This window comes from Ensifer adhaerens (assembly GCF_002940685.1).
GTDB lineage: Bacteria > Pseudomonadota > Alphaproteobacteria > Rhizobiales > Rhizobiaceae > Ensifer > Ensifer adhaerens_E.
The window spans coordinates 134421-145803 of sequence record NZ_PNFP01000012.1 but is presented as its reverse complement, the minus strand read 5'-3'; the positions used below and the strand labels follow the sequence as shown (position 1 = coordinate 145803).

The window sequence follows — 11383 nt, the reverse complement described above, 5'->3', positions numbered from 1 at the left end:
AACACTGGCGAGCGCCAGGCGTGCAAAAGACCGGCGTCGCGATCCACGACCCTGCAAAATTCTCATCCGAGATCCCCTACTCCAACTCCGGGCGCGCCACCTCGAACCGGGTGCAGCGCCGCCACTCCTGACTAAGAGTGCGGGGAGCGCGTTCTCCTGACGTCACCAGGAGATTTTTTTGAGAAAGGACTTTGCAGACGGCACGCCGCCCGTGCTGCCGGCGTGCCTCCTAACGCGACTGGACGACGACCATGAGGCCCGAGAGGCGCATGACGCGGAGCGGCAGACTGGCTTCGAGAACCTTCAGCGCGTCATCTGTGTCGTGCAGATCGAAGATGCCGGAGACTTCCAGGTTTCCGGCGGCCTCGTCGATGAGCAGGATGCGGCCACGACGGTAGCGCTCGAGCGTCGAAAGGACCTCGCGAAGCGGCCGGCGGGAGAAGACGAGTTTTCCCTCGCGCCAGGCCGTCCCCGCGGCAACGTCCACCTTCGTCAGGGAAAGGCGACCCTGCCCGTCGATCGTTGCCGCTTCGCCGGCGCCGAGAATGGCTTTCTGGCCGGCCGCCTGGACCTCGACACGGCCCTCCTCCACCTTGACGTCGGCCGCCCGGTTCGCACCCGTCGCGCCGACGGAATAGCGGGTTCCGAGCGCCGTCGCGCTGATCGAGCCGTCCTCGACCACGAAGGGCCTCCCAGGGTTTTTCGTGACGGCAAAGAAGGCTTCACCGCGCAGCAGCCGCACCTTTCTTTGTCCCTGATCATAGTGAACGACAAGCGCCGTATCGGTGTTGAGGTCCACCTGCGTGCCATCGTCGAGCGCGATGCGCCTGATCTCGCCGACACCGGTGTAATAGTCGGCGCGCCAGCGGTCGCCATAGGGCGTGGCCAGCGACAGAAGCCCGACGCCTGCGGCAAGACAGAGCGCGACGAAGGCGCCGACCCGGCGACGACGCTGGGCGCGCAGCTGCCCGAGCCGCCCCTTGGCGATCGGCACATCTCCCAGATCGCTCCAGAGCGCCCGCAATTCATCGTAGGCCGCCTGATGATCCGGATCTTCGGCTATCCAGCGCTCGAAGGCCTGGCGGTCGGCATCCGTCGCATCGTCGGACTGCAGCCGCGCGACCCAGGTCGCGGCCGCCTGCAGAATGCTGTCGTCGATGGTGTGGCGGTTGCCGCTCATTCCTGTCTTCCGGTCGAACTGAAAATGCCGTCGGGCGATCCGTTCAGAGAATCGTCTCCATCATCTTAGAGTTGAATGGATGGTTTTGCCTGACGTCGGCTCAGAAAATAATCTCGGCGCGCATCTTCCGGCATTCGAGCAGCGCGCGGATGATGTGCTTTTCGACCATGTTCCTCGATATGCCGAGTTGCTCGGCAATCGCGCCATTGCTCAAACCGTGCAGGCGGCTGAGGATGAAGACCTGCTGGCAGCGATTGGGAAGGCCTTCGATGGTGCGCGCCATGATCAGGAGGCACTGGCGGGCGTTGACGATGCGGTCCTGGATCGGCCTGTCTTCGGCGTGTTCGATGCCGTCTTCGTCGGCAACAAACATCGCCTGCTCGCGCGCGGCGCGCTCCGAGGCGACCCGCGCGACGGAGCGCGCGACCTGGAACAGATAGGCCTGCGGGTTCTCGATCAGCGTCGAACGCGATGCCTCCAGCATGCGCATGAAGGTCTCCTGGGTGGCATCGACGGCATCCTCGCGATTTCTGAGGCGGCGGCTGAAGAAGCGGCGAATCCGCCCCTCCTCCCGCTCGTGAAGCCCCTGCACCATCGCATCGGTCATCAATCTGCCTCTCCATCGCGGGAGCCGCGAGGCCACCGGGACCAGCGGCAGCGCCATGCGCCACCACTTATGTTGAATGTGTTACTCATATTTCATAAGGGAAGCCACGCGTGACCGCAATGCGCTGGCATGCCGCATCGGAAGGCGAAGCCGCGACCGGGGCGAGCCGGGGCCCATATTGGGACGGTACTGTTGCAGGACGGCCACGGCGGCAGCGGTCGCGGGCGGATCACTGTCGCCGGCGCTATGCGGCTGCGATGCGCGCGAGAACGGTCTCGATCGAGCCGAGCTCCGCAGCGATACGATCGATCAGCAGCCGTACCCGTCGTGGCTGGACGCTCGCCGGCGGGTAGACGATCTGCAGTCCGGTCTCGCCGACCGCAAAGTCCTTGAGCAGTTCGACCAGCGCGCCGGAAGCGAGATCTTCGGCGATGTCCCATACCGATTTCAGGGCGACGCCGTGCCCCGCCCGGCACCATTCCGCCACCAGCCCGCCGTCATTGGCGACGCGCCTGCCGCGCACCATGACCTTGTGCGGCTTGCCGTCCACCTGAAAGGCCCATTCGCGGTCGAGATTGGCGCCGAAGCGCATGATGATGCAGTCGTGACGGGAGAGGTCGTCGGGATGCTCCGGCCGGCCCATGGCTTCGAGATAGGACGGCGCCGCACATACGACGCGCCGGTTCTCCCCGAGCGGCCTAGACCTCAGCGTGCTGTCGGCAAGCACGCCGTGCCGGATTGCGAAATCCATGCCCTGGCCGACGAGGTCGAGGTAACCGTCGGTGAGATTGAGATCGACCGTCACATCGGGGTGCTCCGCGAGAAAGCGGTCGAGGATCGGCACGATGTAGCGCCGCCCCATATCCTCAGGCGCACTCAGCCGGATCGGCCCCGAGATCGTGCGCGTTCCCGAGCGGATGCCGCTCTCCAGTTCGCCCGCCTCCGCCAGCAGCCGGCGGGCGCCGTCCACCAGCAGGCGCCCTTCCCCCGTCAGGCTGATCGCCCGCGTCGTGCGTTTCAGAAGGGCGGCACCGTAGTGCGCTTCGAGCGCCGCCAGCCGCTCGGAGACGGAGGCCGGCGACAGCCCCTTTTCGCGCCCCGCGGCGGAAAGGCCACCCTTTTCGACGATCAGAAGAAAAAGGGCCAGATTGTCGAGCAGCATCTTTCGTCTTCTCCGAAATATAATTTTGGAATTAAGCCAATTATCCGGATGTGCCGCAAGCGCTAAATTCCTTCCCGAAAGGAGACGCGCCATGCAGCTTGATCACGTCACCATCCGCACCCGTGACATCGACGGAACCCGCGCGTTCTTCGAGACCGTGTTCGACCTCACTATCGGCGAGCGTCCGGCGGCGATCCGGCGCATTCCGGGCTTTTGGCTCTATTCGAAGGGCAAGCCGGTCGTGCACCTCATCGGCAGTTTTGGCACCGGCTTCGACCGCGCCGCCGAGGCGATCGATCATGTCGGCTTCCGGCTCGAAGACTACGCGGCCTTTCGCGCCAGGCTCGACCGCCTCGCCGTTGCCTATTCGACCATGGATCTTGCCGATATCGGCGAGCGCCGGCTGCTCTTCCGCGCGCCCGGCGGCCCGCTGCTCGAAGCTGTCTTTTCCGAACCCGTTTCCCCCATTGCGCTGGAGAACGAGCATGACCTTCACTGACAACACCGTCTCCGTCGTCATCGGCGGCACCAGCGGCATCGGCGCCGCCGTCGCGAGCGCACTTGCCGAACGTCCGGGCCGGGTGGAGGTCGCGAGCCGCAGCACCGGCCTCGACATCGCCGACGCGGCCGCGGTCGCCGCCTATTTCCAGACCGTCGGGCCGATCGATCACCTGATCGTCACGGCCGGCTCCTCGGCGCCCGGCGGCACGGTCGCCGACGTCGACCTCAAGGCAGCGAAAGCCGCCTTCGACATCAAGTTCTGGGGCACGATCGTGCTTGCCCGCGAGGCGGCCAAGACCATGCGCGCCGGCGGCACGATCACCTTCACCTCGGGCTTTCTCGCGCGCAGAACGGTTCCAGGCACCTTCGTCAAGTCGGCGATGAACGCGGCACTCGAAGCAACGGTCAAGATCCTCGCACGCGAGCTGGCACCGCTGCGGATAAACGTCGTCAGCCCCGGCCTGACGCGGACGGAAGCCTATAGCGGCATGGCCGGCGACGCGCGCGACGCCATGTTCGACCGCGCCGCAGCAACCTTGCCGGCCGGCCGTGTCGGAGAACCCGAGGATATCGCCCAAGGCTATCTCTTTGCCATCGACAACCCTTTCGTCACCGGATCGGTCATAGACATCGAAGGCGGCGCGCTCATCAACTGAACCACTCCACACGCTTTTCCGGTCCACGCGGCTGTCCTTACCTGCCGCGGCGTCTGAAGCAGGAACCGCCGCTCGCAAGCTTCGACGCAGCCGAGCTTTTCGGCGGCAGCGTCGAGGGCTACTCTGGCTCTCCGGCTCTTGAGCGCGTGGCATGACCGCGGCAACCACACCTCTTCACCCCACAAAGGAGCAAATCATGAAAGCCGTCGCCCTCACCCGCTATCTACCGGTTTCAGACCCGCAATGCTTCCTCGATGTCGACCTGCCGAAGCCGGAGCCCAAGGGGCATGACATCCTGGTCGCCGTCCGGGCCCTCGCCGTCAATCCGGTCGACGTCAAGATGCGCGCACCCAAGGACAAGGTCGAGGAGACGCCGCGCGTGCTCGGCTGGGATGCGAGCGGCGTCGTCGAGGCGGTCGGCCCGGACGTGACCCTCTTCCGACCGGGCGACGCCGTCTATTACGCCGGCGATCTGACGCGATCGGGCTCCAACCAGCAGTATCATCTGGTCGACGAGCGCATCGTCGGGCGCAAGCCTCAGAGCCTTTCCTTTGCGGAAGCTGCCGCCCTGCCGCTGACGACGATCACCGCCTATGAAGCCTTCTTCGATCGGCTTGGCATCGACCGGGACGGCGCCGATCGGGGCCAGTCGATCCTGATCGTCGGCGGCGCCGGCGGCGTCGGTTCGATCGGCATCCAGCTGGCCAAGCGTGCCGGGCTTGTCGTGATTGCCACCGCCTCGCGGCCGGAAACCATCGCCTGGGTCAAGGAGCTCGGCGCCGACCAGGTCGTCAGCCACCGCGCGCCGCTGGTCGCGCAGGTCCGGGCGCTCGGTTTTCACCACGTCGACCACATCGCGATCTTCAACGACATGCGCCACTGGGACGACGCGGTCGAACTGATCCGGCCTCAGGGCGGCATCGTCTCGATCGACAACACCGACGTGCCGATGCCGATGGCCGGCATGAAGACCAAGGCGGCGAGCCTGCACTGGGAATTCATGTTCGCCCGCCCGATGCACCAGACGCCGGACATGATCGAGCAGCACCGCCTACTCTCCTTCGTCGCTGACGAGATCGATTCCGGCCGGTTGAAGACGACGCTTGCGGAGGTGCTGTCGCCGATCAATGCGGCGAACCTGCGCGAAGCGCACCGGCGGATCGAGACCGGTGCCGCCAAGGGCAAGATCGTCATCGAAGGCTTTGACGGCTGAGCATCCGCCTGCCGATCAGCTGAAATCGCTCGCCGCGAGATAGATTGCGGCGAGCGCCTCGAAGCCGGCCTGGTCCTCGGCATCGAAGCGTTCCGGCGTCGGGCTGTCGAGATCGAGTACGCCGAGCACCCTGCCATCCTTCACCAGCGGCACGACCAGTTCCGAACGGGAGGCGGCATCGCAGGCGATGTGCCCCGGGAACGCATGGACGTCGGGAACCAGCATCGTCTGCCGCTTTGCGGCCGCAGCGCCGCAGACACCTTTGCCAACGGGGATGCGCACGCAGGCGACCTTGCCCTGAAACGGCCCGAGCACCAGTTCGTCATTCGCCCGCAGGAAATAGAAACCGGCCCAGTTCAGGTCCGGCACCAGGTCGAAAACGAGGGCGGAGAGATTGGCGGCATTGGCGATCGCGTCGCGCTCGTCGTGCAGCAGTCCGCCGAGCTGGACCGCCAGTTCGCGGTAGAATTCGGCCTTGTCGCCGGTTTCAATGGTCGTTGCGGCAAACATCTCTCACCTTCCAATTCTCGGCATCACGCCGCCGCGCCACCCGAGGCAGCGGGTCGTCGGCGGATCGGTCCAGCGACCACGGTGTGCGCAGCAATAGCACCAACGTTTGCCGCGATGAAGTTGCGATCACCGCTCAGCACCGATATATCCATCCAAACATATCGATTCCTCAGGCTGTCCTTCCGAACCCATCCCGCCTGAACTGCCGTCCCGGAACGCCCGCACGGGTGCGCGGCCGGTGTGTTCACGGGAGCCTGCGTCTAGCGGCGTCGCGAAGGCAAGGAGAATGCCCGTGTCCTACGAACTCATCGTCTCCCAGGGACGGATCGCCGACCGAACGCCGGGAGCGATCCCGGGCGCGGCGCTGACGGCGGCAGCGCTCGGCGAACAGACCGGGCTACGGCCGGCCGTCATCGGCGCGCCATCGCCGGCAAGGACCGACGATTGGTCTCAGAGCCTGCCCGAGGCAAAGGAAACATTGGCCGGCTTGCAACGGGCGCTTGCCGCAACGCTCCAGCGCGGCAACAAACCGCTTGTCGTCGCCAACACCTGTTCGGCGAGCCTTGCGACGCTGCCGGTCGTGGCACGGGAATGCCCGGATGCGATGCTGCTCTGGATCGACGCCCATGGCGACTTCAACACGCCTGAGACCACCGAAAGCGGCTATCTCGGCGGCATGGTTCTTTCCGCCGCCTGCGGGCTCTGGGAGAGCGGCCTCGGCAGCGGCCTGAACCCGGCTCAGGTCGTCATCGTCGGCGCGCGCGACATCGATCCCGCGGAGGCAGATCTCTTGCAGCAGGCGGGCGTGCGCACCCTTTCGCCCGCGGAAGCGACGCCGGAGGCCGTTCTGTCGCTGATCGGCGATGGACCCGTCTGGATCCATGTCGATTGGGACGTGCTTCAGCCGAACCACGTGCCGGCCGCCTATGCCATCAGCGATGGCCTCGATCCGCAGGCCTTGCGCGCCATTTTCGCGACGATCCCGCAACAGCAGATCGCCGGCGTCGAGCTTGCCGAATTCGAGGCGTCTCAGGACGCGTTGAAGAATGCGACCGCGATCGAATGCCTGCTGGATATCGTGGAACCGTTGCTGGCCAGACGCTGAGCCGCGGTCTGCCGCGCAGTCGGCACCTCGTCAGCCGTCCGTTTCCGGACCGGCCTTCACTGTTGTGATGATCTCGCCGAGCACCAGATGCAGCGCGTCGCGGTAGCCGTTGCGGGCCGAGGGTCCGCTTTCGGCCGAGGTCATCACCACGGTCAAGTCGAGGCTCGGGATGATGTAGAGCATCTGGCCGCCATAGCCCCAGGCGAAATGCACCTCTTCGCCGGCGATCTGGCGCTCGAACCAGCCGTAACCGTACTCGTCCCCGGAGAAGCGCGAATTGGTGCGGTGCTGCCAGGAGGCGACGATCCATTCGGCCGACAGCAGTTGCTGGCCAGACGCCGTGCGGCCGCCATTGCGGTAAAGTTCGCCAAAGGCAAGCAGGGAACGCGGGCTCATCGCCATCTGGTTGCCACCGAGGTAGATGCCTTGGGGATCGCGGTCCCAGGCCCCGATGCGGAAGCCGTCGAGCGGTGCCAGCCACTCGCGCGCCAGCGCCAGCGTCGACTTGCCGCTGACCTTCGTCAGGATTGCCGAAAGCAGATGGGTCGAGGCGGTGGAGTAGAGCATGTCACCGCCCGGATCGTCGTCGAAGGGCTGGGCAAGCGCCGTGCGCACCCAGTTGCGGCTCGCAACCCATCGGCCGTAGTTCGGCCCCGAGAGACGGCCGAGCCCGGCCTGCATCGACAAGAGATGACCGATGGTGATGTCGTTGATGCGCGGATCGGGCGACGCCGGCAGGTCCGCCTTGAGGATCGGCGCGATCTTCTGGTCCGGCCCTGCGAGCAGGCCCTTGTCGATGGCGATGCCGACCAGCGCCGAGATGATCGACTTCGATGCGGACTTGATGTTGGTCGGGTCCGTCACGCGGTTGCCGCGATAGCCGCGCTCCGCAAGGATCCTGCCGTCGCGCGCGACGATCACGGTCTTCAGCGGATCGAGCTCCTGCCGCAAGGCCAAGTCCTCCAGCAGACCCGAAACCGGCGCCGGCGCCTGGGCCGCGGCCGGCAGGGCGAATAGCGTCGAGACGACGAGAGCCAGGGCGGCGATCCGGGCAAGGAGGGCGGCGGCAAATCTTATCATGATCAGCATCTAAGACGGTCCGACGCCGCCGTCATCCACCGCACGGCCATCTCACGGCGATTTGACAGCCGGGTGAACGCCGGCGCCCGACGCCGAATTCAGTCCGCCGGCCCTCTTGCAAAGGCTTCGACGAAGCGCGTGAGACCCTGCCTGACAAAATTCGTGACGGGCGTTTGCGGATCGAAACTCCACCAGAGCAGCGACCCCTGCCATTGCGATGCCATCAGCAGACCGAGCCCCGGGCTCGAACCCGGCAGACCGACAAGGCACTCGTCGAGCACGCCGGAGAGTACGTCGCGCCAGCGGGCACCCCGGGCGCGAAGCAAAGGATCGCGCAGGTCTTCCCGAAGGATCCTGAGGTCGTCGGCATAGCTTTCGATACCGCCATAGTCGCCCGAGAGGCCGACGAGCAGCGCAATGGCACCCTCCGGCGTGCGCGGCACCGTCGCCATCAGTTCCGCCGTTTGCCGGTCGAGCCCGTCCCAGGCCTGGACGAGCGCCCGCTGGATCAACGTCGTCTTGTTTTCGAAGCGCTGCACCAGCGTGGCGCCGGAAAGGCCGGTGCCTTTCGCGAGCGCTGCGAAGGTCAGGCCGTCGGGGCCGTGCGCGCGCATCAGCGCGAACGCGGCCGCCAGCACCTCTTCGTCAGGCATGGTTTTTGGGCGAGGCATCTTGACTCTCATTTATAACCGAACAATCATTTATATATCATCTCAACGATAGAACACCAGTCGGCAAGCGACCAAAAAGGAGAAAAATCATGACGCTCGAAGGAAAAGTCGCCCTCGTCGCCGGTGCGACGCGCGGCGGCGGGCGCGGCATCGCCGCCGAACTTGGCGCCGCCGGCGCCACCGTCTACGTGACCGGCCGCACCACACGTCAACAGCAATCCGACTACGGGCGCCCTGAAACGATCGAGGAAACGGCCGAGATCGTCACCGGGCTCGGCGGCAAGGGTATTGCCGTTCAGGTCGATCATCTGCAGTCGGTCGAGGTCAAGGCGCTCGTCGAGCGCATCCGCAACGAACAGGGACGGCTCGACATCCTCGTCAACGACGTCTGGGGCGGCGAGTTGCTGTTTGAATGGAACAAGCCGGTCTGGGAGCACAATCTGGAAAATGGGCTGAAACTGCTGCGCCTCGGCGTCGACACACACCTGATCACCGCCCACTACGCGCTCCCTCTGATGATCGAAAGGCCGGGCGGCCTTCTGGTCGAGGTGACCGACGGCACCGCCGAGTACAATGCCGAAAACTATCGGTTGTCGCCCTTCTACGATCTCGCCAAGGTCTCGGCCAATCGCATGGCCTGGGCGCATGCCAAGGATCTGGCGCCGCACGGCGCAACCTCGGTCTCGATCACGCCCGGCTGGATGCGCTCGGAGATGATGCTCGAACACTATGGGGTCCGCGAGGACAACTGGCGGGATGCGACGAAGGACCAGCCGCATTTCGTCATCTCGGAAACACCACGCTTCGTCGGCCGCGCCATCGCGGCGCTCGCGGCCGACCCGGACAAGGCCCGCTGGAACGGCCAGTCGCTGTCGAGCGGCGGGCTGGCGCAGGTCTATGGTTTTAGCGACCTCGACGGCTCGCGGCCCGATTGCTGGCGCTACATGCGCGAGGTGATGGAGGCAAACAAGCCGGCCGACGCAACCGGCTATGGCTAGAGGAACGCGCCTACCGGCAAACTTGAAACCGCGGCCGGCCTCCTATAGGTCGGTGTTTCGGGCAACCCAAGCGCCGCCGGCGATCCGGACGCGGCAGCGCTATCGAGTGTGATTGAACATGGCATCGCGGGATCGTTATTCGAGAAAGCTGGAATGCGCCAAGTGCGGAGCCGCGGGCTTTGCCGAAGCGTCGGAAAACGACAGCGGCAAGGGCAGCAGTCGCGGCTTCCTGATCGACGTGATGCCCAAGGGTTTCTCGACCGAACGCAACTCTCCCGACCCGGCCAAGCACATGGTCCGCTGCCGCTGCGGCAACGTCTTTGCCTTCAAGCAGAAGACGGTCTATGCGCCCGGCAGCGAGCCCAGGGACTGACACGCCAGGACTTTTCCGGCGCACGCGTTGAGAAAAAATTCACCATCTTGTCTCAACATCGACCCAATCGGCGGGCAGTCATGGCGGCGCGCGTTCAAGTATTGTTGATCGCGAGCCCCAGGGACAAAGGCTTGCAGCCAGGGCTGTCACCGCTTAATCGCTGAACTTGAGGCCGGACCGAACTGCGTCGAACGCAACCGGTCGGCACCCACGCCACACGAAGGACGCTTGGTGGCGGAAGCATTTCCAGGAGCCCGCATGCGGCGCGAGACGACCAAGAGCCCCTCTTCCGAAACGCCTCAGGCCGGCAGGATCTTCGCGCAGGTGCGGCGGATGCGGCATGCGCTTACGATCGGCGCGATGGCGCTGGCGCTTTCCGGCTGTATGGCACTCGACGACGTGCGCGCGCCGCCGCCGATCCCGGCCAAGCTGATCGCCGCCATGGCCAAGAACGGCAGCAAGCCGGAAAGCCCGGTGCTGATCCGCATCTTCAAGCAGGAAAGCGAGCTTGAGGTCTGGAAGCAGAACAAACAGGGCCAATACGCCCTGTTGAAGAGCTACCCCATGTGCCGCTGGTCCGGAAAGCTCGGCCCGAAGATGAAGTCCGGCGACCGCCAGGCGCCGGAGGGCTTCTACCATGTCTCGGCCGGCATGCTGAACCCGAAGTCGCAATATTTCCTGTCGTTCAATCTCGGCTATCCCAACCGACTGGAATCGGCGCTCGGCTACACCGGCGAAGCGCTGATGGTGCATGGCGCCTGCTCGTCTTCCGGGTGCTACGCCATGACCGACCAGGGCGTCGGCGAAATCTATGCCGTCGTCCAGCGCGCGCTCGCCGGCGGCCAGGGCACGTTCCAGGTGCAGGCCTATCCCTTCCGCATGACGGCGGAGAACATGGCCAAGCACCGCGGCGACCCGAACTTCGACTTCTGGAAGAACATCAAGCAGGGCTACGACATCTTCGAGGCGACGAAGCGCCAGCCGAAGGTTGCGGTCTGCGGACGCCGCTATGTCTTCAACACCGACTTTGCCGACGGCGAACCCTCCGATCCGCTCGCGGCCTGCCCGCCGGCGATCTCGACGCCCGACGCCGGGCTGGTTGCGCGACTGCAATCGGAAGACGCGAAACTCGCCGACCTGATGGCCAACCAGACATCGGCGCCGATCAACGCCTATGTCGACGGCGGCATGCATCCGAGCTTCCGCACGCTCCTTGAGAAAAACGGCGCCGAAAAGCTGGCCGCCAAGATCTCGGGAACTAAGTATCCTATCAGCCGACCCGAAGCGGCACTGGCGGACCCCTACGCCGGCCTGTGATCGTTCCGTC

The 11383-nt window shown here is 65.3% G+C and carries 13 protein-coding genes; 7 read left to right on the top strand and 6 right to left on the bottom strand.

What is annotated here, in order from left to right; all coding sequences use genetic code 11:
• Window positions 1-229: 229 nt before the first annotated feature.
• The 3 genes from C1A35_RS23005 to C1A35_RS22995 form a co-directional block, all read right to left on the bottom strand.
• Window positions 230-1180 carry a FecR family protein gene (locus C1A35_RS23005; RefSeq protein WP_104666582.1) on the bottom strand — a complete coding sequence of 317 codons (951 nt, stop codon included), beginning with the start codon at window positions 1178-1180 and terminating at the stop codon, window positions 230-232.
• Between the two features lie 100 nt (window positions 1181-1280).
• The gene (locus C1A35_RS23000; RefSeq protein ID WP_104666581.1) at window positions 1281-1787 is read right to left on the bottom strand and encodes a sigma-70 family RNA polymerase sigma factor; all 507 of its coding nucleotides are present in this window, start codon (window positions 1785-1787) and stop codon (window positions 1281-1283) included.
• A 244-nt stretch (window positions 1788-2031) separates the two neighbouring features.
• Window positions 2032-2949 carry a LysR family transcriptional regulator gene (locus tag C1A35_RS22995; protein WP_104666580.1) on the bottom strand — a complete coding sequence of 306 codons (918 nt, stop codon included), beginning with the start codon at window positions 2947-2949 and terminating at the stop codon, window positions 2032-2034.
• A 91-nt stretch (window positions 2950-3040) separates the two neighbouring features.
• Between C1A35_RS22995 and C1A35_RS22990 the strand changes: the two genes are divergently transcribed.
• From C1A35_RS22990 to C1A35_RS22980, 3 genes are all read left to right on the top strand, one after another.
• Window positions 3041-3448 carry a glyoxalase gene (locus C1A35_RS22990; protein ID WP_104666579.1) on the top strand — a complete coding sequence of 136 codons (408 nt, stop codon included), beginning with the start codon at window positions 3041-3043 and terminating at the stop codon, window positions 3446-3448.
• Window positions 3435-4106 carry an SDR family oxidoreductase gene (locus tag C1A35_RS22985; RefSeq protein WP_104666578.1) on the top strand — a complete coding sequence of 224 codons (672 nt, stop codon included), beginning with the start codon at window positions 3435-3437 and terminating at the stop codon, window positions 4104-4106. The genes C1A35_RS22990 and C1A35_RS22985 overlap by 14 nt, the downstream gene beginning before the upstream one ends.
• Window positions 4107-4302: 196 nt before the next feature.
• A complete protein-coding gene (locus C1A35_RS22980; RefSeq protein ID WP_104666577.1) occupies window positions 4303-5319 on the top strand; it encodes a zinc-binding alcohol dehydrogenase family protein in 1017 nt (338 codons plus the stop codon).
• A gap of 15 nt (window positions 5320-5334) precedes the next feature.
• Here C1A35_RS22980 and C1A35_RS22975 read toward each other — a convergent pair whose 3' ends face one another.
• Window positions 5335-5829 carry a GAF domain-containing protein gene (locus C1A35_RS22975; protein ID WP_104666576.1) on the bottom strand — a complete coding sequence of 165 codons (495 nt, stop codon included), beginning with the start codon at window positions 5827-5829 and terminating at the stop codon, window positions 5335-5337.
• Between the two features lie 292 nt (window positions 5830-6121).
• Between C1A35_RS22975 and C1A35_RS22970 the strand changes: the two genes are divergently transcribed.
• Window positions 6122-6934, top strand: coding sequence for an arginase family protein (locus C1A35_RS22970; RefSeq protein WP_234822957.1), 813 nt, complete (start codon window positions 6122-6124; stop codon window positions 6932-6934).
• Between the two features lie 30 nt (window positions 6935-6964).
• Here C1A35_RS22970 and C1A35_RS22965 read toward each other — a convergent pair whose 3' ends face one another.
• Both C1A35_RS22965 and C1A35_RS22960 read right to left on the bottom strand, forming a co-directional pair.
• Window positions 6965-8023: a serine hydrolase domain-containing protein gene (locus C1A35_RS22965; RefSeq protein WP_440271553.1), complete on the bottom strand. Its 1059-nt coding sequence runs from the start codon at window positions 8021-8023 to the stop codon at window positions 6965-6967.
• 89 nt (window positions 8024-8112) lie between these two features.
• On the bottom strand, window positions 8113-8685 hold the full coding sequence (locus tag C1A35_RS22960; protein WP_104666574.1) for a TetR/AcrR family transcriptional regulator: 573 nt from the start codon (window positions 8683-8685) through the stop codon (window positions 8113-8115).
• Window positions 8686-8774: 89 nt separating this feature from the next.
• On the opposite strand from C1A35_RS22960, the gene C1A35_RS22955 reads away from it, so the two are divergent.
• From C1A35_RS22955 to C1A35_RS22945, 3 genes are all read left to right on the top strand, one after another.
• Window positions 8775-9683, top strand: coding sequence for an SDR family oxidoreductase (locus C1A35_RS22955; RefSeq protein WP_104666573.1), 909 nt, complete (start codon window positions 8775-8777; stop codon window positions 9681-9683).
• Window positions 9684-9801: 118 nt separating this feature from the next.
• Window positions 9802-10056 (top strand): hypothetical protein, encoded by a 255-nt coding sequence (locus C1A35_RS22950; protein WP_104666572.1) that lies wholly within the window; start codon window positions 9802-9804, stop codon window positions 10054-10056.
• Window positions 10057-10389: 333 nt separating this feature from the next.
• Window positions 10390-11373, top strand: coding sequence for a L,D-transpeptidase family protein (locus tag C1A35_RS22945; protein ID WP_199773004.1), 984 nt, complete (start codon window positions 10390-10392; stop codon window positions 11371-11373).
• The last annotated feature ends 10 nt before the right edge of the window (window positions 11374-11383 follow it).

What these genes read in the sequence shown, in the direction of transcription:
- C1A35_RS23005 (WP_104666582.1), bottom strand. Translation starts at nt 1,180, where the DNA reads ATGAGCGGCAACCGCCACACCATCGACGACAGCATTCTGCAGGCGGCC.
- C1A35_RS22995 (WP_104666580.1), bottom strand. Translation starts at nt 2,949, where the DNA reads ATGCTGCTCGACAATCTGGCCCTTTTTCTTCTGATCGTCGAAAAGGGT.
- C1A35_RS22950 (WP_104666572.1), top strand. Translation starts at nt 9,802, where the DNA reads ATGGCATCGCGGGATCGTTATTCGAGAAAGCTGGAATGCGCCAAGTGC.
- C1A35_RS22985 (WP_104666578.1), top strand. Translation starts at nt 3,435, where the DNA reads ATGACCTTCACTGACAACACCGTCTCCGTCGTCATCGGCGGCACCAGC.
- C1A35_RS22980 (WP_104666577.1), top strand. Translation starts at nt 4,303, where the DNA reads ATGAAAGCCGTCGCCCTCACCCGCTATCTACCGGTTTCAGACCCGCAA.
- C1A35_RS23000 (WP_104666581.1), bottom strand. Translation starts at nt 1,787, where the DNA reads ATGACCGATGCGATGGTGCAGGGGCTTCACGAGCGGGAGGAGGGGCGG.
- C1A35_RS22945 (WP_199773004.1), top strand. Translation starts at nt 10,390, where the DNA reads ATGCGGCATGCGCTTACGATCGGCGCGATGGCGCTGGCGCTTTCCGGC.
- C1A35_RS22965 (WP_440271553.1), bottom strand. Translation starts at nt 8,023, where the DNA reads ATGCTGATCATGATAAGATTTGCCGCCGCCCTCCTTGCCCGGATCGCC.
- C1A35_RS22990 (WP_104666579.1), top strand. Translation starts at nt 3,041, where the DNA reads ATGCAGCTTGATCACGTCACCATCCGCACCCGTGACATCGACGGAACC.
- C1A35_RS22975 (WP_104666576.1), bottom strand. Translation starts at nt 5,829, where the DNA reads ATGTTTGCCGCAACGACCATTGAAACCGGCGACAAGGCCGAATTCTAC.
- C1A35_RS22960 (WP_104666574.1), bottom strand. Translation starts at nt 8,685, where the DNA reads ATGCCTCGCCCAAAAACCATGCCTGACGAAGAGGTGCTGGCGGCCGCG.
- C1A35_RS22955 (WP_104666573.1), top strand. Translation starts at nt 8,775, where the DNA reads ATGACGCTCGAAGGAAAAGTCGCCCTCGTCGCCGGTGCGACGCGCGGC.